Origin of the sequence: Nocardia sp. NPDC046763 (assembly GCF_040645495.1) — a bacterium.
In the GTDB taxonomy this organism is placed as follows: Bacteria; Actinomycetota; Actinomycetes; order Mycobacteriales; family Mycobacteriaceae; genus Nocardia.
Genome location: NZ_JBEYYI010000037.1, coordinates 49996 through 73400, shown reverse-complemented (window position 1 = coordinate 73400; position 23405 = coordinate 49996). Strand labels below are relative to the sequence as shown.

The 23405-nt window shown below is 64.5% G+C and carries 19 protein-coding genes and 3 pseudogenes; 5 read left to right on the top strand and 17 right to left on the bottom strand.

Annotated features, from left to right (window positions below; translation table 11 throughout):
* Positions 1–125: 125 nt before the first annotated feature.
* The 8 genes and pseudogenes from ABZ909_RS38875 to ABZ909_RS38840 all read right to left on the bottom strand — a co-directional run bounded on the left by ABZ909_RS38875 (position 126) and on the right by ABZ909_RS38840 (position 8551).
* Positions 126–632, bottom strand: coding sequence for a hypothetical protein (locus ABZ909_RS38875; RefSeq protein WP_357010548.1), 507 nt, complete (start codon positions 630–632; stop codon positions 126–128).
* Between the two features lie 115 nt (positions 633–747).
* Positions 748–1527 carry an ATP-binding cassette domain-containing protein gene (locus tag ABZ909_RS38870; protein ID WP_357010546.1) on the bottom strand — a complete coding sequence of 260 codons (780 nt, stop codon included), beginning with the start codon at positions 1525–1527 and terminating at the stop codon, positions 748–750.
* On the bottom strand, positions 1524–2573 hold the full coding sequence (locus tag ABZ909_RS38865; RefSeq protein WP_357010544.1) for an ABC transporter permease: 1050 nt from the start codon (positions 2571–2573) through the stop codon (positions 1524–1526). Before ABZ909_RS38865 ends, ABZ909_RS38870 begins: the two co-directional genes overlap by 4 nt.
* Positions 2574–2592: 19 nt before the next feature.
* Entirely contained in the window at positions 2593–3744 is a 1152-nt protein-coding gene (locus ABZ909_RS38860) for a substrate-binding domain-containing protein (protein ID WP_357010541.1), read from the bottom strand.
* 135 nt (positions 3745–3879) lie between these two features.
* Entirely contained in the window at positions 3880–4782 is a 903-nt protein-coding gene (locus ABZ909_RS38855) for a patatin-like phospholipase family protein (protein ID WP_357010539.1), read from the bottom strand.
* Positions 4783–4886: 104 nt separating this feature from the next.
* A pseudogene (locus ABZ909_RS38850) lies at positions 4887–6151 on the bottom strand (fatty acid desaturase).
* A 552-nt stretch (positions 6152–6703) separates the two neighbouring features.
* Complete coding sequence (locus tag ABZ909_RS38845) at positions 6704–6955, bottom strand: hypothetical protein (protein ID WP_357010537.1); 252 nt, start codon at positions 6953–6955, stop codon at positions 6704–6706.
* A gap of 558 nt (positions 6956–7513) precedes the next feature.
* Complete coding sequence (locus ABZ909_RS38840; protein WP_357010535.1) at positions 7514–8551, bottom strand: polyprenyl synthetase family protein; 1038 nt, start codon at positions 8549–8551, stop codon at positions 7514–7516.
* Positions 8552–8859: 308 nt separating this feature from the next.
* Between ABZ909_RS38840 and ABZ909_RS38835 the strand changes: the two genes are divergently transcribed.
* Positions 8860–9840, top strand: a complete 981-nt coding sequence (locus ABZ909_RS38835; protein WP_357010532.1) for a hypothetical protein — start codon at positions 8860–8862, stop codon at positions 9838–9840.
* A gap of 35 nt (positions 9841–9875) precedes the next feature.
* On the opposite strand, the gene ABZ909_RS38830 is transcribed toward ABZ909_RS38835, so the two are convergent.
* Positions 9876–10619, bottom strand: coding sequence for a hypothetical protein (locus ABZ909_RS38830; RefSeq protein ID WP_357010530.1), 744 nt, complete (start codon positions 10617–10619; stop codon positions 9876–9878).
* Between the two features lie 132 nt (positions 10620–10751).
* Positions 10752–11969 (bottom strand): helix-turn-helix transcriptional regulator, encoded by a 1218-nt coding sequence (locus ABZ909_RS38825; protein WP_357010527.1) that lies wholly within the window; start codon positions 11967–11969, stop codon positions 10752–10754.
* Between the two features lie 190 nt (positions 11970–12159).
* Between ABZ909_RS38825 and ABZ909_RS38820 the strand changes: the two genes are divergently transcribed.
* Complete coding sequence (locus ABZ909_RS38820) at positions 12160–13509, top strand: cytochrome P450 (protein ID WP_357010524.1); 1350 nt, start codon at positions 12160–12162, stop codon at positions 13507–13509.
* A gap of 266 nt (positions 13510–13775) precedes the next feature.
* A complete protein-coding gene (locus ABZ909_RS38815) occupies positions 13776–13970 on the top strand; it encodes a hypothetical protein (RefSeq protein WP_357010522.1) in 195 nt (64 codons plus the stop codon).
* Positions 13971–14022: 52 nt separating this feature from the next.
* Here ABZ909_RS38815 and ABZ909_RS38810 read toward each other — a convergent pair whose 3' ends face one another.
* Together ABZ909_RS38810 and ABZ909_RS38805 are read right to left on the bottom strand one after the other, a co-directional pair.
* Positions 14023–15069: a glycosyltransferase family 2 protein gene (locus ABZ909_RS38810; protein WP_357010520.1), complete on the bottom strand. Its 1047-nt coding sequence runs from the start codon at positions 15067–15069 to the stop codon at positions 14023–14025.
* Between the two features lie 822 nt (positions 15070–15891).
* Complete coding sequence (locus ABZ909_RS38805; RefSeq protein WP_357010518.1) at positions 15892–16848, bottom strand: dihydrodipicolinate synthase family protein; 957 nt, start codon at positions 16846–16848, stop codon at positions 15892–15894.
* Between the two features lie 318 nt (positions 16849–17166).
* Between ABZ909_RS38805 and ABZ909_RS38800 the strand changes: the two genes are divergently transcribed.
* The gene (locus ABZ909_RS38800) at positions 17167–18408 is read left to right on the top strand and encodes an MFS transporter (protein WP_357010516.1); all 1242 of its coding nucleotides are present in this window, start codon (positions 17167–17169) and stop codon (positions 18406–18408) included.
* Positions 18409–18442: 34 nt separating this feature from the next.
* On the opposite strand, the pseudogene ABZ909_RS38795 reads toward ABZ909_RS38800, so the two are convergent.
* Positions 18443–18925 (bottom strand): annotated as a pseudogene (locus ABZ909_RS38795) (Tn3 family transposase); the annotation flags it as partial.
* A 15-nt stretch (positions 18926–18940) separates the two neighbouring features.
* On the opposite strand from ABZ909_RS38795, the pseudogene ABZ909_RS38790 reads away from it, so the two are divergent.
* Positions 18941–19285 (top strand): annotated as a pseudogene (locus ABZ909_RS38790) (gamma-glutamyltransferase); the annotation flags it as partial.
* Between the two features lie 131 nt (positions 19286–19416).
* Here ABZ909_RS38790 and ABZ909_RS38785 read toward each other — a convergent pair.
* From ABZ909_RS38785 to ABZ909_RS38770, 4 genes are all read right to left on the bottom strand, one after another.
* Positions 19417–20232 (bottom strand): alpha/beta fold hydrolase, encoded by an 816-nt coding sequence (locus ABZ909_RS38785; RefSeq protein WP_357010513.1) that lies wholly within the window; start codon positions 20230–20232, stop codon positions 19417–19419.
* A gap of 246 nt (positions 20233–20478) precedes the next feature.
* Entirely contained in the window at positions 20479–21822 is a 1344-nt protein-coding gene (locus ABZ909_RS38780) for a sensor domain-containing diguanylate cyclase (protein WP_357010511.1), read from the bottom strand.
* Between the two features lie 114 nt (positions 21823–21936).
* Entirely contained in the window at positions 21937–23049 is a 1113-nt protein-coding gene (locus tag ABZ909_RS38775; RefSeq protein WP_357010508.1) for a terpene synthase family protein, read from the bottom strand.
* A gap of 100 nt (positions 23050–23149) precedes the next feature.
* On the bottom strand, positions 23150–23389 hold the full coding sequence (locus ABZ909_RS38770; protein ID WP_357010505.1) for a hypothetical protein: 240 nt from the start codon (positions 23387–23389) through the stop codon (positions 23150–23152).
* Positions 23390–23405 lie beyond the last annotated feature (16 nt).

Below are 23405 nucleotides of genomic sequence, written 5' to 3'. Positions count from 1 at the left end.
GCTCCCAGAAGCGGCCTGGATCAACCCGCCTCCGAAGGAGAATGCCGACACAGAACAGGCAGCCTGACCCGTCTCATCCGGTTTGACAGATTCCGAGACGCCGATTTCGTAAATCGTGGTAGCAGCTATGAGAGAGGATCCACCTCGGTTGCGTCTCGACGGGCATCCCGTCGACGTCCGGTGAGGCTGTAGCCGTGTGCCGCCGCGGCGACGACGCCCAGGATCACGACGATTCCTCCGATCTCGAACAAGGAGGTCGGGTTTGGTGGCGCGATATGGACGGGACCGATCGGTCCGCCCGGCGATCGGCAGCTCACCGAATAGAAGCCCGATTCGGAGACGGAGAACTTTCCGATGGCTGTCATCTCGGTGCGCTGCCAGATCTTCTGAGCAGGCGCGGTGAATATGCGGTCGATTCCGGTGTTTCCGGACATGGGCGTGATCGCACACGCGATCTGATCGCCCTCCGCCACAGTTGCCCTGATCGAGTACTGTGTGCCACTTTCCAGCATCAGCGCCTGACCGTCGCCTCCCGTCAGATGCTGATCAGTCCACCATCCCGTGCCGACGAGCATGACTGCGAGCCAGAGGCTCGCGCCTAGCAGGGCGGCGGGTATCAGGGCACTCCACATCCTTCGGATTGGCAGGTTACGCAGTACTTTTGCGCGAACTATCGCGAGCTCCTCTTGGATCGATGTCGTGTGGAGTCCGGTCGCGTCATCGGGGCGACCGTTCCCGCCGGGGCAGTCAGGTCCGCACTCGCCGCAATTCGTGCTGTAGCGCGTTCAGTTCCGCGCCGCCGGCCATCTGGTGGACGAGCTCCGGCAGCTGAATGTCGAGCTTCGCGTACGAGCTGAGCACGCTGCCGCGTTCGAGCAGGAGAAACCGGTCTCCGACCAGGTAGGCGTGGTGTGGGTTGTGGGTGATGAGAACGACGCCGAGCCCGAGGTCGCGGGCTTGCGCGATGTACCGCAGTACCGCCCCGGCCTGTTTCACGCCCAGCGCGGCGGTCGGTTCGTCGAGGATCAGCACCTTGGCCCCGTAGTGCATCGCGCGCGCGATGGCCAAGCATTGCCGCTGCCCGCCGGACAAGATGCCGACGGGCCGGTCCAGATCCGGAATGTCGATCTCCATGTCGGACAAGGCTTCCCGGGTGGTCTGCCGTGCTCTGCGCCGGTCCATCAGTCGTATCGGCCCGAGTCCAGTCGTGGGTTCGCAGCCGAGGACGAAGTTTCGCCACACGCTCATCAGCGGGATCAAGCCAAGGTCCTGGTGCACGGTGGCGATGCCGCGTTCCAGAGCGGCCCGGGGTGAGGTGAGCCGGGTGGTCGCACCGTCGATCCGCAGCTCACCTGTGTCGTGCTGGTGGACACCGGAAAGGATTTTGATGAGGGTGGATTTGCCGGCGCCATTGTCGCCCAGCACGCAGGTGACCTCGCCGGTGTTGACGACCATCGACACGTCCCGCAGCGCCGATACGCTGCCGTAGCTCTTTCCGACAGCGAGTGTTTCGATCAACGCGGTCATTGGCGAGTCTTTTCGGCGTGCTGGGAGAATTGGGTGTTCACCAGGACCGCTGACAGCAGCAGGATGCCGAGGAACAGCATGTACCAGTCGCTGTTCCAGCGCGCGAAGACGATTCCCTGCTGTGCCATGCCGAAGGTGAGCGCTCCGATTGCGGCGCCGACCACGGACCCGAAGCCGCCGCTGAGCAGACAGCTGCCGACCACAGCGGCGACGATGAACTGAAACTCCGAGCCGATGCCCTGGCTGGCCTGGACGCTGTCGAATCGCAGGATGTCGCATGTGCCGACCGTCCAAGCGGCAGCCGAGGTGGTCATGAACAGCATGATCTTGGTGCGTACGACGGGCACGCCGACCGTCCGGGCGCTCACCAGCGAGCCCCCGACAGCGAAGACCCAGTTGCCGAATCGAGTATGCGCCAGGACGATTGCGGCGAGCGTGGTGAGCACGATCCACCACAGGGTCGATGCCTGGATGCGAGCATCGCCGATGCTGATCGTCGAGGCGAACACCGCGCCTGCCGAGGAGTAGCCGCGGGCGTTGTGGATGCCCGCCACTTGCACGGTGCCGGTGATCAGGCGCGTCACTCCGAGGTTGATGCCTTGCAGCGCAAGGAATGCGCCGAGGGTGACGATGAAACTCGGCAACCTGGTCCGCATCACGAGCCAGCCGTTCAGCGCACCGACACCCAGGGCGAACATCAGTGAGGCGAGCAGCGCCAGCCATATGTTCCACCCGGCGTGCACCGCCAGCAGGGCGGTGACCAGTGCTGTGGACCCGGTCATCACGCCGGCCGACAGGTCGAACTCACCGCCGATCATCAGCAGAGCCACGGCGACGGCCATGATGCCGATCGACGACGCGTCATCCAGCCACGTCGAGACGCCCAGCGGGCTCAGGAACTGGTCGGTGTCGATAGAGAAGAAGAGAAAGACTGCTGTCGCGCCCAGCGCAGCACCGATCTCGGGACGCGCGATCAACCGCAGTGGTAACGGTGCGCGCCGCGTGGGCGGGCGGGCCGGGGCGGATCCGGCGGCGGCAACAGTCACTTCATCCTCTCCGGCGGTCTCAGCGCGTGCCCTGCGCTACCAACTTGGCGATCTCATCGACATTGGACTTGTCGACGAAGCCGGGACCCGTACGTATCGGCAGGCCACCGCCGACGGTGTCCAGGTTCGACTTGTAGAGCTGCAGCATCACGATCGGCAGATACCCTTGCTCGTATTGCTGCGGGTCGGCAGCGAACAACAGCGTTCCCGCCCGGATGGCGTCGATCACCTCGGTGTTGAGGGTGGTGGTGGCGATCGCCGCGGTGGAATGGGCCTCCTGCGCTGCGGCTACCGAGCGCGCGGCGATCTGAGCGTTGAACGACAGCACCGCGTCGATCGATCGATCGGCCTCGAGCGCAGCCTTGATCCGGGACTGCACGTCGGTCGGATTGTTGATATCCACCACCACCGTGCTGGTGGGATTGGCGAATCCCTCAGTGGCGCCGCCGATCTGATTGTCGGCGCTGACCTGGCCGGCCATATGGTTCACGATCAGCAGCTTGGTCTTCCCGGCGTCGTGCAGACGCTTGCCCACAGCAGCCGCGGCGGGCCGTTCGCTCTGGCCGACGTGACCGATCGCACCGAGGGCAGCGCTCTCGGCTTCGCCGGAGTTGGTCGTCACCACCGGGATACCGGCAGCGACGGCGCGTTTGACCGACGCCCGCAGTGGCTCGGGGTAGGCCATCGAGACGACCAGGCCGTCGACTCTCTGCGCGACAGCATTGTCGATGAGCTTGGCCTGCTCGTGGGGATCCTCATTGGTGTAGTAGTCGACGCGGATGCCGAGTTGTTTGCCCGCCGCCAAAGCGCCGTTCTTCAGCACACTCCAGAACGCGTCGCTCGGGCTGCTCTGAGTAACCACCGCAACCGAGCGCAGTACGCCCGCGGCGACCGGCCCGCGGTCCTGTGCCCGGCCGCCGGTATCTGGCGTGCTGCACGCGGCCAACACAGGGCCTATGGCGAGCAACGGCAGGACCCGTCGACGAGCCATCTTCCGCGAAATCATCGTCGTCACTTGCCGACTCCATCTTCCTGTGGGCCGAAATGTCCAGCCCGCCAGTGCGATACGAAAGCCGATAGCCATCGGCAACGCAATCTGGACAGCCCCAGTAGCGGGAAGCTCCATCATGGTCAGCGGGCCGCGCCGGTGGCGGTTGAAGGCTGTGGTCATAGTCGTCACGCGGTCCTGGTCTGGAGCATCGGGACGATCGCGGGCATCTGTCGTAGTCCTTGCATGACGAAGCTGTCCGCAAACCTGGACATGGCCCAGAGCTGGACCAGTTTGCACCCATCTGGCCTTGACTCATCAGGAGGATGTTTGGATTCGGTTGGTCGTGGCGGCTTCGTCGGGCAATCCGAGAACGTGCGGGTCGACGATGTGGAGTAGTTGCTGATCGGTTCGGGAGTTGATCCAGCTGGCAGAGACGTCGTAGCCGGTGTCGAAGAGTTCTTCGGTCGCGAGGGTGGGTGATTTGAGCGCGGCACCATACGTCTGGTGAGCGAAGATGGTCGATTCCCGCAGGGTTTCGTTGCGGAACGGACGCGGCCTGTTGCGGATGACGGGCAGCGAGGGATGCAGTAGCGGGAAGAGCAGTCCGCCTCGGCTGTCGTAGGGTTGCGGCCCGTACAGGTCCAGAATCAGGGCAGGGTGTGGGGCGAAGATGTCGTGAGGGACGCGGAATTGGCAGCCGCCGTCGAAGACGTCCTCCAGTCCTGGGGCGGCGGGCAGTGCTCCCGGTATGCGGGTCGCGGCGACAAGCGCGTCGGCGACGGGCAGATCGGACAAACCGAGCCTCGGTAGGTCTCGTGGGAGCAGCAGTGTGCCGTGTGCGGCCGAGAACACGGGTATGAGCAGCGACGACGCGGCCTGGTGGGTTTGTTGGCCGGGTTTCGGGTCGAAGGTGAAGTCGGCGAAGGTGCGGTCACCGACGATGGTGTGGGCGAGGTCGCGGATGCGCGCCTGTGGATACAAGGCGTGCCGGGTCAGCAGGGAGCGGAAGCTCTTCGCGCCCATGACGTGGTGTTCGGGGTGGCCGATCGCGATTTGCCGGGCCTGGGCGCGAGTCATGCCCACGGCGATCGCCGCGGCGGCGATAGCGCCCCCGCTAACCCCTACGACCACCGGTTGTAGCGCGGGAGCCGGTTGTGTCTGGTTGCGGTCGTGAATGGCCGTGAGTGCGTCCATCGCGCCGATCGCCATTCCGACCATCACGGTAAGGCTGCGACCGGCCACTCCGGCGAGTATCCGAACCACTGGCCCTTCGGCCGTCGACGGGTTTGCGTGCGCTGTCGTCATGAACGCTGCCGCCGGAGCTACCGGCCCCGCTGCTGGTTGGTTCGCTGCCTCGATCGCTCGGTCAGGGACAGAGCAGCGCGAAGCCCTTGTCGTGCACCGGTGATCCGGTCGGTCGGCTCCTGGATGGTCCGACCGTCGGGGGTCAGTGAGATCCCATGGAACTTGCGTTCGGATCTGGTTTCAGTGGCGTCGTGGGAGGTGTGGCGCAGCAGCCGGTCGGGCAGCGCGAGTTTGCAGGCGGTGCGGTAGGTCAGCCAGAACTGCGCAGGAAGCCAGCCTGTGGTGTAGGGCAAGTCGTATTTGTCGCACAAGGCGCGAACACGCTCGGCGATCTCGGGGTGGCGGTTACTGGGCAGGTCGGGGAAAAGGTGGTGCTCGATCTGGTAGCAGAGGTTGCCGCTCAGCAGTCCGAGCGTCGGGCCGGCGTGGAAGTTCGCCGAACCCAGTAACTGCCGCAGGTACCAGTGGCCGGGGGTTTCGTCCTCGAGTTGTTCGGCGGTGAATTTCTCCGCGCCGTCGGGGAAGTGCCCGCACATGATCACCAGATAGGACCAGAGGTTTCGCAGCAGCAAGGCCAGTGCGTTGGCGGTGAGGGTGTGTCTGAACCTGCGTCCGCTCAGCGCGGGGAACAGCAGGAAATCTTTGCCGACTTGGCGGGCGAGTTTGCGGGCGAACTCGGTGTTCGGTTTCGACCGCAACTGACCGCGGGGAATGCCCAGAAGCTGTCGCTCGAGAGCCAGGTCGTGCACTGCGATGGCCAACTCGAACGATGCGGCCAGCAGCAGATTCGTCACCGGCTGCAACAAGTGGATCGGTCGCCACGGCTCGTCGCGGGTCATCCGCGATACGACGAAACCAGGTCCTCGTCTTTGCCATAGACATTGGTGTAGGTGTGGTGGATGTAGTTGTGTGCGCGCTTCCACTGCGCGGACGGTCCGATGAAATCCCACTCCCATTGGGTGGAATGGATTTCCGGGTCGTTCATCCAATCCCATTGACCGTGGCTGATGTTATGGCCGAGCTCCATCATCTCGATGACCTTCGCGGCTGCCAGGATCACGGTTCCCGCTATCCGTGCCACCCGGTAGCGCCCGCCGAACAGCAACAGCCGGGCGCCTACCTCGAGACCACGCTGGACCCGGATGACTCGCCGAATATAGTCGGCGTCCGATTGCCCGAGAGAATTCTCGATATCGGTGCGGATCTGGTCGAGCTCGTGTCCGAGCGCTTCGATGTCGTTCTCGCTCAGATGAGCGAATGCCCGGATGTCCGTGATGGCCACTGGTACTGCTACCCGTCCTGCCGATCCGCGCGTGTGAAATCGTCCAGCTGCCACAGTGCAGGCATTGGTTCCGTCGTTGTGGTGCTGGCAGGGCGGATCGGTTGTGTCACTGTCGATGTGGCGGTGGTCGGGCTCACCGATTCGTCTCCTGTCGACCACCCACCCACGAAAATCGTTGGGTGGGTACGGGTGTCAATGAGTGGAACCGGACGAACCTAGCCCGGGTGCGGCGATTTGCCAGGAGCGAGAAGGATCCGTAACCGCCACAACAGTTCCCGCGGGCCCATCGCGTCACGGATGCGGTCCAGCACGCCAGTGCGTGCCCACCGCGAGCAGTGCCCATTCCAGATCGGTGCAGTCGGTCGGGTGTCGGCGCGCACGAGCCAGGATATCCGGACGATGTCTCCGCTTCCGCGTGCGCCGCAACGGGTTTCGCTTTGATGCCGAGACGGCGGCCGCCGATCGTGGGCAGGGCGCGGCGTTGACGCGTATCGAGAGCCGTGGACGCCCGGGATTGTCTCGAGTTGTGGCGGTGTTCGAGAGATCCGGGGGTTAGTGGACGCCGCTCTCGCAGGGGCGGGTCATCGAGCCGGGGATGCATCCCAAGGGTGTGGCTGCGCCGTTGGGCATGAGAAAGCTGCCGTGACTGCCTCTGTCGCCATTGTTGCCCCCGTGAGAATCGTGGTCGTTCGAGTGGCAGCCGTGCTCTGCCATGGCCAGTGGGGCCGCAACGGTTACGCCTGCGGCCAAGCCGATGGTGAGCAAGGACGTAGCGAGGATCTTCTTCGCGTTGTTGGTGATCATGCGGTCCTCCGTGGTGCTTCGGAACGATCACCTAACTATCGTCCCGTTGTATAACGGCACGATAGTCGTTGACTTATGGCCTCGTGTTCTCTGGTGTTCTCGCTGTCGGGAAGTCTGGGAGTGGGCACCCGGGTCGGTCACGGCGAAGCGCGGGGCGGATGCCTTGCGCCGATGCCCACGGCGCGAATCAGAGACTGCCGCCGGCGGCGCTTCCGGACGGAGGAAGGAAATACGCATGTGGCGGACGGCTGTGCCAATCCGCGAAATAGTTTGGCGAGTGCCCTTTTCCGATGGTGGCAAGGGAAAGGTCGCCGGCCACGGCGTGGCGCGAGCACATGCATCTCGCGCCACGCACTCTTGATCATGCTTACCGCGGTGAGCGACATGTCCGAGGGAATCGCCGACCGGGTAGGACAGACCTGTGGCGATCCGGGCTTCGCGTTGAGAGGAGAGGGACGCTCGGGCACCGGACCCATGAGGAGTGTAGTTCTGCCGGTGAACAATTCACCCGTCTATTCCCTTGGCTGGGAATATGTGCTGATCGCGGAGGGGGCCGTGTCAGTGGGTGCGGTGGGTTACGAGGTGGGCGAGAGCTCGCAGGTCGGGAGTGCGGAGGTCGGCGGGCAGTGCGGTGAGTGCGGTGGTGATGCATTGGTGAGCGTATTCGTCGGCCGTGTGTCTACCGCCTGCGGCGACCACGAGGTCGGTGGCCGCGGTGACCTCGGCAGGGGTCATCGGATGGGGGGATTGGTAGAGCTCGGCGAGTGAATCACCGGCCGGGGTGTTGGAGTTCATGGCGGCGATCACTGGGAGAGTTCGTTTGCGCCGCACCAGGTCTCGTCCCGTGGGTTTACCTGTGATGGCCGGGTCACCCCATATGCCGATGATGTCGTCGATGCACTGGAATGCGAGCCCGAGGTGCAGGCCGAACGTTTCGAATGCGGCGACGGTGTCTTCGCCGGCGCCGGCGCACAGTGCGCCCAACCCGGTTGCGCAACCGATGAGCGCGCCGGTCTTGTCGGCCGCCATGGTGAGGTAGTCGTCGATACTGACCTGGGTGCGGGTTTCGAATGCGCAGTCTTGTTGCTGGCCGTGGCACACCTTGACTGACGCGGCTGCCAATCGGGTGGTGGCCGCCGCCGCCACGGTCGGGGTCAGATTGGTGGAGGCGGTGTGAAATGCCAAGCTGTGCAGCACATCCCCGAGCAGAATCGCGTCGCTGACACCCCACACCGCCCACACGGTTGCTCGTCCGCGGCGTAGGTGATCACCGTCCATGACATCGTCGTGAACCAGGGTGAAGTTGTGTATCAGTTCCATTGCCGCTGCGGCTGGGACGGATATGTCGCCGGTGCTGCCGCAGGCGGCGGCGGTGGTCAGGGTCAAGGCCGCGCGCAGCGCCTTGCCCGATTCCTCGGTGATGGGATTGCCGTGCTCGTCCCACCAGCCGAAGTGGTATCCGGCCATGCGCCGCAATGGATCTCGCAGTGTACCGACTGTTTCGCGCAACACCGGTGTGCATATTTGGCGTGTTCGGTGCAGCACGGTCTGTGCGCGTTGTGTCAGCTGATGTGGGTCGAGGGTCGTCATGGTCATCACGTCATCTCCGATTCACCGCGTCCCATGAGGGCGGAGGTCACGCTAGATCGCTCGGCGCCGGGGGCAGACAACGTTGTTCGTGGCCGCCCGTGCATCGAAGTCCGAGCACCACATTGCCGCGGTCCCGAGTGCTTCCCGAGGACGTGCTGTGGGGGACGACTACCGGGCGTTGTGGGGTCCTCGCCTGGTTGGACCGGCCGTGTTGTGGTCGGTTCTAGGCTGCGGCGCGTCATATCGGATCAGCCCGAGGAGAAACGCTTGTGAGCGCAGAGGATCACGACGGGCGAGTTGTCCACCCTTTCGACATGCGGCGTAGTCCGGACCTGGAGCGCTCGCTCGCCCACACTGTCGCCTGGCATCAGAGCTATGGGCTGATCGGTGAGAACGCCTATCCGACAGACAGATTCGTGCGGATCGAAACGACAAGGCTGGTGGCGCAAGGCTGGCCGTATGCGCGGGGGGAGGATCTGGATCTGCTCGCGGATTTCATGGGTATGGCCGCGATCACCGACGAACCTTTCGACGGGGCACTGGGCCGGGATCCAATCGAGACGGCACGGGTGATCGGTCGCGCGGCGAGTGTGTTCCACAGCGAGGAGCGCTCAGGTTTGTCACCGTATCTGGCGGCGCTGGCCGATATCTGGGATCGCAGCCGGGTCGGTATGTCTCGGTCGTGGTGCGAGCGTGCGGCGTATCACTATGACCGGTGGTTGTACGCACATGTGCACGAGGCGCGGGGAAGGGTGCGCGGGACTCCTGAGAGCATCGACGCGTATCTGGTGATCCGCCGCGGAAGCGGTGGGATGGGCATTGTGTTCGACTTCATGGAACGGGTCGGGCATTTCGAGGTGCCCGCAGTGGCGTTCCACAGCCCCGAGATCGCGTTGATGCGGGACCTCACTGAGGACATCTCGCTGCTCACCAATGATCTGATCTCGTTGCCCAAGGAGGAGATGGTCGGTGACATCGACAATCTCGTATTGGTGCGCCAGCATGAGCTCGGTTGCAGTCGTGACGAGGCCATGCGCACGGTCGCCGCGTACACCGAGGAACTGATCGAACGGTTTCTGACTCAGCAGGCGCGGCTGCCGCAGATGTGTGAGCAGATCGGGCTGAGCGAGGACGAGTGCTCAGCGGTGATGGAGTACGCGGCCGCGATGCGGTGGTGGATGGGTGGGGCGATCGAGTGGTATTACACAAGCTTCCGCTACAGCCTCGAATACGCCCGCACCCAAGCCGCCACTGCGAACGGGCATCACGCCTGGCAGTTGAATCCCACCCGCTGAGTATGGGATTCGATGAGGTCCGTCCGACCGCCCGGCTACGGGGAGCGGCGGCGAGATGCCGTCACGGTCGGGCCTGCGGGAAAACCGTGGCGACGCAGCAGGATTACGGCAGCGGCCATGATCCACAGGTAGGTCGCCGCGGCGCCGGGCAGCACCTGGGCGAACGAACCCGGCGACCAGGCGCCGGTCGGTACGAACACCGACACCACGCCGGCGACATCGATCACTGCCACACCGACGGCGGCATGCGTCAGAGCGGTGGGCAGCAGGCGGTGACGTCGATTGGCCGCGGCCACTGCGAACCAGATCAGTCCGAGCAGAACAGTGTTGAGTGCGAAGCAGATCTCGGTGAGATTCCACGAATAGGTGATCACCATCGAGGCTGCGTGATCCTCCCCGTTGGCCTCGACGGGGTAGCCGCGCCCCATCACGGCGATGGTCACGAACGAGCTCGCAAACACCAGCGCCGCCGCTGCGCTGGCACCGCCACCTGCGATCATGACGACGACACTGGCGCTGAGCTGTGCATTTTGCCGGATGTGAGCGATGGCGAGCAACCACAGGAACATCACCGAGGCCCCGGTGAGCACCAACCACACCAGGGTGCCGATCTCGCCGAAATGGCGTGGCAGCTCATAGCCGAGGTACACCCCGCCGTCGAGATTGTCATCGGGCCATGGGAATTGACCCAACGCGAAGCCGACGACCATGGCCGGCAAGGGCAGCATGCCGACCACTCCCGCCCATTGCAGGTGGTAGCGGCCGCTGTCGATCTCCATGAGCCAGACCTTTCTCTCGCCGCTTGCACGGTGGGGCGGATCGTTGTGACGGGGTGCCCGCCGACCGGATTGTGTCGGCCCGCTGGGCGGGTGGGGCCAACACATGCTGGCCCCAACTTCGTCGTGCACCATTCATGGCAGGCCGGCCAGCTCGGCCAGATGGCGCACCTCGGGGCGCACGAGATAGTTGTCGCGCCGGATCAGGTGGCGCACACTGCGGCGGGCGTCGGGGTCGTAGTGGATGTCTTCGGCGCACACTCGGGATGCTTTGGTCAACGCCAACGCGGCGGCGATGTCGTCGCGTCGGCGGATGTAGGCGCTGGCCTGGACGATGTGATATTTCGTGCGGCGTGCCGGCAGGTAGTCCGTCGATGGTTCGACGGTGGCGGCCAATCTGATCGCTTCGTCGGGATCGTTGGTGATCAATGCGATCTCAATGCTGGTCAATCCGACCTCGGTGGGCCCGAATGCTATGCCGTGACACTGGGTGTCGGTGTCGAGGGCAGCGGCGGCGGCTCTGGCGGCGTCGAGCATTCTCGCCGTATCCCCGCTGCCGTGAGCGGCGGCGTGCGCACTCAGCAGATGCAGCGCGCCCCAGAGGGCGGCGTGACACGTCGAGTCGGGCACGCCCACGGAGAGCTGGTCGGCCGCGGCCTGCGCATAGTTCTTGCAGTGCGTGGGGTAGGACAGGCCCAGCAGTGCATGGCCGACCTGCCATGCGCTGGCCGCTATCAATGTCGTGTCGCCCAGCTCTGTCGCGGTGGTCATCGCGCGGTCGGCGGCAGTGGCGGCCATTGCGTGATCGCCGCAGGCCGACAGCAGTTGACGCGCGAGGTGGTAGGCCTGGATCAGCAGCGACGCCGAGGCATCATCACGGGCTTGCCACTGCGCCGCGCGGCACGCCTGCAATACGCCGGGCAAGGTCCGGGCGAGCTGCGAATAGCGTTGCGGCGCAGCGTTCCAGCAGTCCTGACACGATTGCAGCCCTTGGTCCAGTGCTGCGGGTTGGGCAGTGCCGACGGTGCCGGTGGTGTCGTAGATCCGCAGAGCCGGGTGATCGACGATCGTGCGACGCAGTCGGCGCAGTATCCCATCATGGTTGGCTTCGCGTGGCAGCGGTGCGGGTGCGGTGTCGATCAGTTCGGTGAGATCGTCGATGTGCAGGATTTCGGCCAGGCGCAGCAGTACCTCGATGCTGTCGAGTTTGCGTCGGCCCGATTCGACCAGCCGCAGCCATTCCTCGCTGCGTCCGGCGAGGTTGGCCACCACCTTGCGCGACAGACCGCGTCGGCGTCGGCGTATCTCGAGTCGTTCACCCACGCCCAGATCGGTCGTGTGGAGTGCGTTCATATGTCGATCCCTCCGCTGTGGTGATGAACGTCGGATAGTGACACTCGGCCTGCCTGCCACCGAGCCGACACCTCCCATCGGCGGGAAACATGTTGGTGCCGTGCATGGTTCGGCCGTGACTGTCGCCGATGTATCAGGAGGCGTGGGTAATTCTGTTCGCAGCCAACAGTTTTGAGACAACGAGAAGGAGATGATGCAGGTGGTATCCACGATCCCCGACGCGCCAGGTGCGCTGCCGCTGCTGGGGCACACCGTACAGCTTGTCCGCAGACCCCTGTCCTTCGTGGAATCCCTTGCCGCGCATGGTGATCTGGTGCGAATCCGGATAGGTCCGGTGTCGGCGGTGGTCGTGTCGGACCCGCGTGTGTTGGACCGGCTGCTTCACGATGATCGGGTATTCGACAAGGGCGGACCGTTCTTCGATCGGGCGCGCGAGGTGGTGGGCGACAGTCTTCCGGTCTGCCCGCACAGCGCACACCGTCGGCTTCGCCGACTTGCCCAACCTTCTTTCCACAAATCGCGCCTACCCGGCTATGCCGAGATCATGACCAACCAGATCACGGCTGTGGTCGAACGCTGGCGCGACGGGCAAGTCCTCGACGTCCTGCGTGAAACCACCACTATCGCCTCCAATACGTTGGTGGCGACCATGTTCTCCGAGTCGCTGCCGCCGGAGGTGTTGCAGCGCATGCTCACCGATCTGGCCGTCATCGTGAACGGGATCTATCAGCGAGTCATCGTGCCTCGACGGTTGGCCGGGCTGAACCTACTGGGTACATGGCGCTACGAGCGCGCGAGCCGACGTCTGCGCGAGGACATGTCCGTGATCATCGCCGCACGTCGCGGCGACGGCAGGGATCACGGTGATCTGCTCTCGGCGTTGTTGGACGCTGACGACCCCGACAGTGATCGGCCTCGACTCGGCGACGAGGAGATCATCGGACAGTTGTTGTCGTTCTTCTGGGCGGGCACGGAAACGACCGGTAGCACCGTGGCGTGGGCGCTGCACATGCTGGCGCACTATCCCGAGGTCGAGCGGCGTCTTTTCGAGGAGGTCGACGCGGTGCTCGGTGGTCGTGCCGCGACGTATGCCGACCTGGCGCAGCTCGAGCTGACCGGGCGGATCATCACCGAGACGATGCGGTTGTGGCCTTCGGCGTGGTTGCTCACTCGCACCACCACCGTCGACACTGTGCTCGCCGGGCACGAGATCGCAGCGGGAACCACGATTGTGTTCGGTGCCTATCTGATCCACCGCCACCCCGATCAGTTGCGCGTCGATCGCTTCGACCCGGACCGGTGGCTGCCGGGAAACGCCGCCCCGCAGCGTATCTCCTACGTTCCCTTCGGGTCGGGTGCGCGCAAATGTATGGGTGACGTGTTCTCCCAGACCGAGGCGACGCTGATGCTGGCCACCATCGCGGCGCGCTGGCGACTGAGCCATGTCGCCGATGCTCACGTGCGTCCGAAAGCCACCGCCATCCTGTCTCCTTCCGGATTGCGGATGCTTGCCTCGGCGCGCACCAGCTACCAGCAGTAGACGGCAATTCACTCGTGCCTGCCCACGAGCGACCGATCCAACACGTGCCCACACTGCCCTGCCGGAAGGGGCCGTCGAGGGTGACCCACTCGGATCCAGCCCGCAGGCGATCGGCGACCTGCGGATACAGGTCTCGGCCTTGAATGCGGCTGGTTTCAGCGATATGCGCCGCAGCCGACAACCCGTAGCCGGTATGCGCGAAATCGCGGCACGTCTCCTGCGCGACCCCGTCGACGAGCCCCCTCTGCCCCCAGCTCGGCACACCGATGCCGGGCTGGCTGTGCGGCGGGCAGCTGCGACGCGAGCTGGGGCCGGTGACCGAGGTCGCGTACAACGCATTGCACAATCGGATGCATCTGGATTTGCCCGAGACCGAACGGCTCACAATCAAGCAGCGTCCGGCGGGACTGGACATGTTCACCATGTGGGAGACGCTCACCCACGCCGACAATCCAGCCTGACGGTGACCGATTGACGCGGGGCCGAACAATCGGATCGACTGCCGAGGCGAGATCACTGCTGCGAGTTGGCCGCTACTCGCGCCGACAGTGGGGCATCGGCTTTGGGGTGCCGGTGCGGACGGGTGGGTAGTGGCGAATAGCTCGGGGCGAGCGGTGCACGAGATTGGCTCGGATTTGTGTCGAGGAGTCCACGTTCGGTTGAGCAGAGGGTGAAGCGGCGCCGCTCGAGGTCCCAGAATCGGTAGATCGGCCATTGCAGGCTGTGTGTCAACCACGCGCCGGCACCGTGAATCCTGTGCCGCACAGCGATTTCGAAGCCGTGAGCTTCGAGAGTTCGCAAGCGGTCGCGTTCGTAGCGCCAGTGGTCCCGTGGGCTGATTTTGTGGTGTCGAGCCGAGATCTGGGCGCGCATCTGGTCAGCCTGCTGGATCCGAAATCCGCGCCTGACCAGACAGAGGGCAAGGTCCAGGTCCTCGAGCAGATCTGGCGATGAGCAGGTGTCGGCCCGTACGGCCATCCATGCGCTGCGTCGTAGGGCCATGTTCGCTCTGGGCAACTTTTCGATTCTTGTACCGCCGGCATACGTGCCACGGTCGAATCCGATGCGGCGATGGCGTACGGATCGGATGGGCGAATCATGATATGTAGTGGCGCCATTGATCGCATCGATCGCGGGATGGTCGGCAAAGAACTGTCGGATTGTCTCACCCCAGTTCGAAGCGACCAAAGTGCCTGCCTCGATGCGAGCGATCAAATCGCCTCGGGCACGGTCGAATCCTGTGTTTCGGGCGTGGGCGATTCCTCGGACCGGTTCGGAGACGACATCGATCTTCGGGCAGGTGATCGCGTAGTGCGCTATCACGCGGCGAGTTTCTCCGATCGCTCCATTGTCGACGAGGATGACCTGATCGATCGATGCTTGTGCGGTGAGTCGATCGAGGGTTTCAGTGATTCCTCTCTCCTCGTGAAGGACTGGGATCACCACGGACAGGCGGGCCATATTCTGGTGGCATTCCACGAATTTCATCCGTTCCGCACTCGTCTGCGTGGAAGGTGCTCGAATTTCTGTAAAGATACCGACCATGACGATGTCTGCCACCGCTGGGAAGCCCGTGGGAGATGGTAGGTCGTGCTCCGCGTGTCGCCGAATCCTCGACCCGACACGGTGGACTCGGAGTTGGTCGGCGATCTCGGCGGCGGGCTCGGTCGAAGACGGCGCGCCGGATGTCGTGATTTGTGGGTTATGTGTCATGTTCGTGGTGTTCGAGGGGTTCCAGTCGCTGGATCTCGTCGGGCCTCTGGAGGTTTTCCAGACCGCACGTCGCCGGCGCGGTCGCCCGGGACAGGGCATGGCCATCGTCTCGACTACTCCGGATTCGGGCCGAAGGGCTCGCGATGGCGGTGCGCTGGTTGTGGTGTGACTCGTCGTAGCCGCCGCGTCGGGTGGTCTTGCTCTGGAACTCGCGCAAGGTGTATTCCCATCGGTTAGAACAGGCAAATGGAGATGACGGTCACACCGGCGTCCAATGAATTGTGTGGAATGCACGTCGAACACTCCGCCGACGCTCGTCGCGGTATATGAACTCGTTGGTCGGGTCTGGCGGCGAGCCGCTGAATTCCGCCTCACCGCGGCGGGAACCGTCGAACTCGCTCTGACCGGTGGCCAGGACTGCTTGTTGGCGCGGGATTGGTTCATCAATGGAATCGCGCCATCGAGCAGCGCCCTGCATACCGATCGAGCGGACGGACCAGCGTTCATGCGAGCGTTGATGTATCCGTTCCGGATGCCGTATTTTCGGCTCGCCGACGAAAGCCCTTGCGCTGCTGATCGATGAGCGACACCGTCGGCCTTCGGTCCCGAGTCGAGAGCGTGACGAATGGCCGCGACCGACTCTTCATCGTCGGTGGCACCGTCAAAGTTCTACTGCGACAGGTGCTTCGAGAGTTCTCGGGTCCGGGTTGTCGTGCGGTGAACGCAGCGGTGGATATCGGTGGCTTCGGATGGCGTGGCACCGACCAACGGGGGGCGAGTCTCGTGCGGGAAGTTCGGGATTCGTTCGCCCAGAGCAGTTTTGACATAGGGCAGTTCGGGTAGCGTCGAACTGCGTTTGGTTCGGCTCCACTCGTCGAAGATCGCTTGCAGGTGGGCTGCTTTGCCGGTGTCGCCCTCGCGGATCGCCGCCGCGATGCCCACCGGTACTTCGACGATCGGGTTCCCACCGCCGGTGACGATGCCGTCGACGCCGAGGTCGGTCACATGGGCGGCAACGCTGTCATCGCCAACGAGAACACGCAGGCCGGTCCGGGTGTAAGCGTGCGTCGTTTCCCGGTTGGTACCCGAGTCCTTGATCCCGGCCAGGAGTGGGAACTGTTCGGCCAGACGGGCCAATATTGATGGTGTGACCGGTGTTTGAGTGTGGCGGGGAAAGTTGTAGAGCAGGGTCGGGATCTCGACACGAGTCAGGATCTGCCGGAAGTACTCGAACACCCCATCTTCGGGTGGATCGGCGTAGAAGTACGGGGCGACAACGGCCAGGTAGTCGGCTAGCGGTTGAACATCTCCGAGCTGGACGATGACCTCCTCGACCGCACAGGCGCCGATATGGGCGATGACTGTGCCCGGGAACCAGCGACGAAACTGCGCCAAGACCAGGAGGCGTTCGGTTGCCGTTGTGGCGAAGAACTCGCCGGTGGTGCCGTTGACCATGATCGTTCGCACCCCACGATCCCACAGCCACTCGGCGTAGCGACGGACGGCGTCAGTATCGACGCGGTTCCCAGTGAACGGGGTGACGACCGCGACAACGGGCGGTCGGATTTCCCTTCTGGCCGCGGCCTCGGGCGCAGGATCCGGCCCATTACTGCAGGCGGTTGTCATCGATGGGGCTCCTCGCAGATCTCCACAGCGGTTGCCTCACAGCGAATCACACGAATCTGGCTGCCGCAGTGGCTATCTCCAGTGGTGGGGACGTACCGCGTCGACTTCATTGCCGGACCTGGCACCCTGTCGATGCCATGCACCGGAATCGGAGACCAGCCAATGCCGGCGGTCCGACCGACCGCCCAAGCACCTACGACCGAGGACAGCATGTCATCTGCGGATCAGAACACCCGGCCGCGACAGTCGATGAATTCCGCCGTTGATGCCACACCCAGGCTTCGACGGATCCATGTCGGCTCGCTCACCTTACTGGTATTGAGTGGGCTGGTCAGCTATGTCGATCGTGCGACGCTGTCGATCGGCAGTCCGATGATCCGCGAGGATCTGCACCTGTCGGTTGCCCAGATGGGCATGCTGTTGTCGGTGTTCCTGTGGGCCTACGCGGCTGCGCAACTCCCGATCGGTGTCCTGGTAGACAAGCTCGGGCCGCGGCGGCTACTGGCCGCAGGGATTGTCATATGGTCGAGCGCGCAAGCCGCAGCCGGGGCGGCGGGGTCTTTCGGTGCCTTCGCCGCGGCACGAGTCGTGCTCGGCGTGGGAGAGGCACCCCAATTCCCCTCCGGTATCCGGGTAATCCGGGATTGGTTCAACGTCCGCGCCCGCGGCACCGCCACCGGGATCGTGAACTGCTCCTCGACCCTCGGCACCGCTGTCGCGGGTCCACTGCTGACCGGTCTCATGCTGGGCCTCGGGTGGCGATGGATGTTTGTCGTGATGGCCGTCGCGGGACTGGTCATCGCCGCCCTCTGGTATGCCTTCTACCGCGAGCCCGTGACCGTCGCGCTGACCGAGACCGAGCGAACCTACCTGGACGAGGGCGACATTCGGCTCGTTCGGGCATCCATCGGCTTCGCCGAATGGCGCCGACTCCTCGGTCACCGAACCACCTGGGGAATGATCGCCGGGTTTTTCGGCGTCGTCTACGTGACGTGGGTTTACACCGCGTGGCTGCCCACCTATCTGGAAAGCCAACGGCATTTGAGTATCAAGACAGCAGGATTCGCGACCGCGGTGCCCTTCATCGCCGGGGTCGCCGGGGCATTGTCCGGCGGATGGCTCACCGACCTCTTAGCCCGGCAGCGGTTCTCGCCTGTCGACAGCCGCCGATTCCCGTTGGTGGTGTCGTTGCTGGGTATGGCCGCCTGTACCGGCGCCGCGGCCTTGGTGTCCGCGACCGCTGTCGCCTTGGCTTTCATTTCATGTGCCATGTTCCTGGGTTGCGTGGCCAGTTCCGCATCCTGGGCCATGGTTCCGGTTGCGGCACCACCTCATGCCACTGCTTCACTGGGGGCGATTCACAATTTTGGTGGGTACCTCGGCGGTGCACTGGCGCCCCTGGTCACAGGTTTCGTCGTGCAATCCAGTGGCTCGTTCGTGCCAGCGTTCCTCCTCGCCGCAGCCGTAGCCGCCGGGTGCGCGATAGCGTCCTTCCTCACTGTCCGCGGCCCGGTAGCTTTGCCGACCGGGCCAGCGGCACTACCCGCGAGTCAGGGATAACCGGTCGAACGAGCAGGCGGCCGGGACGGTGGGATCAGAACAGTGTGTCGCGTATCCGCAAGGGCCGATACCCGGTCGGCCCGAGCTGGGCGAGTTCGGCGTCGACGTCGACCTCGATGGCACCGAAGAAGTTGATGTTCTCGCTGTGCGCCGGGCTGATGTGGGCGAGCACATCGTCTTCGACCCGCCGCCCCGACCGGCGCATCTGCTCGATCGCGAGCCCGTAATACTCTGTGGTCCAAGCGATTACGGCGTTCGTCACTAGAGTCAGGCACCATGCCTGTTCGGTTTGCCCTTCCAGATGCCGCGCCCGGATCGTGCCCTCGTGCGCGTAGAGCAGGTCCCGGCGCAGCGCGTGCAGGGATTCACCCTTGTTCAGCTGGCGGGCGATCTTGCGGCGATACCCCGGATCGGACAGATACCGTGCAGCGTAGATCGTGCGCCGCATCGCCCCATACTCCTTGAGCGCGGCTGCGAGGGCGTTCTGCCGACCCGACGCGGACAACTTACCGACCAGCGGTGGCTGGATTACGTGACCGGCTCACCCGGGGGCGCGGTGATCATCCAGTTTGTCGTGAAAACCCTTGTTGCCATGTTGGATTGGGGACTAGATCCGCAGCAGGCGGTGTCGATGATCGACTTCGGTGCCGCCGATACGCCGGTCACCAATGTCGGCGGTGAGCATCCAGGCGTGGATGCTTCCGACAATGGCGCGCACGATCCGCTGGTGCAGCGGCTACGCCAGCTCGGCCACCAGGTCTCGGTGGACCCACAATCCAGTGGAGCCTCTGCGCTGGTACGCGAGGGTAATGGTTGGATCGGTGGCGCCGACCCCCGCCGTGAAGGCGTTGTGCTGGGTGGGAATCCGCCACGCTGAACTGCCGCGCCCATCGGCCACCGAACTTCCACAAGCTGCGGGCCACGGTGGTGAGGACAGGAGACGACGCGATGAATCGCTTTCCCACAACCGATCTCACCGACCGCACACCGGACAGCCGCACACAGCCGTCAGCGCGGCCCGCGGACGACCGGTCGTCCGGGAACCGACGCCCGACAGAGGAAGTCCAGAACGACAGGGCTGGCGAGGGTTCGGAATTCCTCGAAGTAGGCGTGCCGGGCTCCAGGGATCAGGTGTAGCTGAGCACCGGGGATTCGGGCGGTGAGCAAGGGGGCGTTGGCGGCGGGGTTGAGCAGGTCGTCGGTGCCGTGCAGGACCAGGGTGGGTGCGCTGATGGCGGGCAGCAGGTCCCACGCGTTGTGCCGGTTGCTGGCCACGAGGTGGTGGTGTCGAGAGTGAGCGGGCATCGCGGGATCGCCGATAACGTTGTACGGGCCAGGGTGATCGGCAAGCCAGCGAGGCGTGTACATCAACTCCAGCAGCGCTTGCCGTGCGGCACCAGGCTGAGATTGGACCAGGGACCGGCCGACATCGTTGGAGCGTTCGATGCTGTGCGGGCCGCCGGGTGAGGTGCAGCCGAGTACCAGTGCACCCACCCGATGCTGGTGACGCGCGGCGAGTTGCTGGGCAACCCGGCCACCCATGGACGTGCCGTAGACGTCGGCCCGCTCGATGCCGAGCTCGTCGAGCACGGCGATGACGTCCTCAGCGAATTGTTCAGTGCTGTAGGGGGTGTCGGGCTTGTCGCTGTCTCCGGTGCCGCGATAGTCGAGGGTGAGAGTGCTGCGCGCAGGGTGGAAATCAGCGCGCACCGCATCCCACCAGTGATGGTTGTTCGCCTGGCCCGCCAGCAAGACCAGCGGCGCTCCCTCACCTTGGAGCTGGTAGGCGATGCGGGTCCCGTCCGGTGTTCTCGCGTACGTCATCGGCAGGGTGCCCTCACTTCCTGTATCGACGGGCACTGTACTGCCGCGAGCCGAATTGGTTCCCGCCCGCAGTGAGAAGTCGGACAGCCCAATGCCTGGTCGAGCTCTGGCCGGGACGCCTGCCGGTTTCCACACCTATGCGGCGAGAATCTTCGCGACCAGGGGGGTGAGGACTCGTTTGGGGCCGACTTCGATCCACCGGGATTGGCGACTTCGCTAACCAGGTGGGTGACCGCGCGGCATGGGTCAGCCTCTCGTTTTCTGGTCGGGGTGGGTCGCGAGTGCGTCGGCGCGCATTTCGTGCGAGTGCAGGACCCAGCGGTTCTTACCGGCGGCCTTCGCGCGGAACAGGGCGGTGTCGGCTGCGTCGAGAAGCGTTTCGGCGTCCGCACCGACCACCGGCCAGAGCACGGTCCCGATGCTGGCGGACACCCGTAACATGTTGTCGCCGACGATGATCGGCTCCGACAGTGTCGCCAGCAGGGTGTCGGAGACCGCGGCGAGTTGTGCGGCGTCGGCCTTCGGAATCAGAGCGACGAATTCGTCGCCACCGATTCGAGCTATGAAGAGTCCGGGATCGCGTGTGCCCTGGCGGAATCGGTCGGCGACGGCGCTGAGCAGTCGGTCACCCACGCCGTGGCCGTAGTGGTCGTTGACCTGCTTGAAGCCGTCCAGATCGAGGAAGCACAACCCGAGTTGATCGTCGTCGCCCGCCTGGGCGATCATCACGTCGAGCTGCTCGACGAGGTGACGTCGATTGGGCAGCGAGGTAAGCGGATCATGGCGGGCCTGCCGCTGAAGTTCATCCTGCATCTCGTGTTGCTCGGTGACGTCTTCCCCGACTGCGAGGAGGTAATCGGCTCGGCCGTCGGTGCCTTTGACGAAAGTGATGGCGAACGAGGCCCAGCCGTAACTGCCGTCGGCGCGTTGGATGCGCTGCTCCAGTTTGACCGTGCCCTCACCGGTTGGCACGAGCTTCTCGTAGACCAGCGCCTCGATCGCGTCCCGGTCATCAGGGTGCGCGAAGTCGTAGACGGACGCACCGCGGAGCCGATCGATCGGTACACCGATCATCTCGGCGAGCCCGCGGTTGGCATCGATCAGACGTCCCGTGGTGTCACCGACCGCGATGGCGACCGCCGCGTTGTCGAACACCACCTTGAACCGTTCCTCCGCGGCGCGCCGTGCGTTACCCATCGCGGCCTCGACGGACAACCGGCCTCGGCATTGCGCCTGATGCAGCGCCGCACCATAGCCTCGCCCGAACGCTGCCAGCAGGACCGCCAACCTCGATGCCGCGTCGGGCCTGCGGCAATATTCGGTCAATCCGCTGAGCATCCGTGCGGACACGGACAGCACCGGCAGACTCGTCAGTTTGGCGTCCACCAGTGCCGCACCCACTCGCGCGCCAACCTCCGCATCGAAATCTTCGCGGTTCAGCTCGGTGGTGAGCTCGGCGACCAGCTCACCCAGCATCTGTTGTGCCTCGCGCGCGGGCATCGGCACATAACATGCATCGGCCAGCGCCCGCTGCCAGGCGCGCGCCAGCCGACTATGTCGCCCCGGGTGACCGTGCATGGTCTCGTTCACACATTCCCCTCGCGATCGCCGTCGCTCGGAAGCCCCACCCCGCACGACGTATTACTTCCATCTGATCTTAATCACGATGGAATAGACGCCCAGGCAACAGGTTTCGATACCCGATCAGACGACGCAGTTCTCTGCGAAGATCGACTTTCCCTTGTACCGGGCCGTGGTGACCTGCCACACCCAGGTAGCTCGCACGCAGTCGGAGAGATCGGTGGCGTGGATCGCCACGGTCTGCGCCAGTTCGGGGTCGAGTGGGCGCAACCGCGTGCAGTGCGAATCGACACGAGTATTGACCTGCCGGAATTCCGTGACACGGTCGCGGACCACGGCTGCGGCGGCCTCCACCGCCCGCGGGAGGTCGGACCCGGGATTGTTCAACAGCCACAAAGGAATCAGGTTGAAATCGGCCAGGTCGGCGATGCACTCCTTCTCGAAGGAGAACACATCGTTCATCAGAGCGCCGATCTCCACCGTCAGCATTTGCAGCCGTTCGAGGTCCGCGGCGACGCCCGCCCGATGGATGTCATCCCATGGCAGGTAGCGGTCCTGGCCGAATTCACACAGTTCGATCGCCGGGTACATGCCTGACACGTGCGACCGCAGCTCGATGTACTCACCGACGTCGAGCAAACTGCCGCGCGCACGCGCGTTCTGATCCTGGATCGCCGACCGCAGATGCGCGATCGTCGACGCGAGGAACCGATCCAGCCATTGCGGCTGAGCGAGATGGGTCAGCATTGCCACAAACTCGCCGGTCGCCGACTCCACCGGGGTCGGATCCTCCGCGGTCGCACGGATTTCCAGCAGTCGGCACATCCGCTTGACCGCAGTCTGGGCGGCATGTTGCTCGTCCGGGTCGAGATGGGCGAACTTCTCCCGCCCGACAGTGTCGTTGAGCCAGAACAGGATTGCGTTGTACAGGCCGATCACCGTCATCCGCTCGGCGGTGATCGCTCCCGGATGCAGGTAGGGCGTCATGCTGTTGTAGTGCACGCCACCGGCTTCCAACCAAATGTTGCGCTCCCGGCAGAACTGCTCGACCCGCGCACATGCTTCGTCACCGAACCGATTCGGCCGAAAGTCTCGGCAGTACTCCGCGATATCGCAATCGGGCGTGCTGAACAGCTCACGCAACGACCACAGCCGCCCATCCCGCAACAGCGCGCTGTGCTCGGCGCGCATTCTCTCGATCCCGATCTCTAGCGCCGACGTGTACTCACTGCCCATGGACGGAAGCCCTCCCCGTAACTCGCACTCGTAGGCCAACGCCCCGCCGCGGCGGCGGAAGATCCGCCGATTCGGCGAGATCGTTTGGCCGGGCACCGCATCATAGGGCTTCGGCCGAGGTCACGTATGCCTGGCCGCTGCCGGTGGGGAAGAGCATGAGCCACGGCCAGAACGTGTCGTCCGAACCGGTGGAACCTTGGCAGAACCCTTCCTGACAGGTGAGTGGTCCCCGGGCGACGTCGGTGGTCGATTCGGGTGAATCGCCGACGTGCAGGCTTGCCACAGCGAGAGCTGGTGCGGCAATGGAGAGTGCGAGTCGGGCGCACACAGGGTGGAGCATGTTCAGGTCTCCTTGA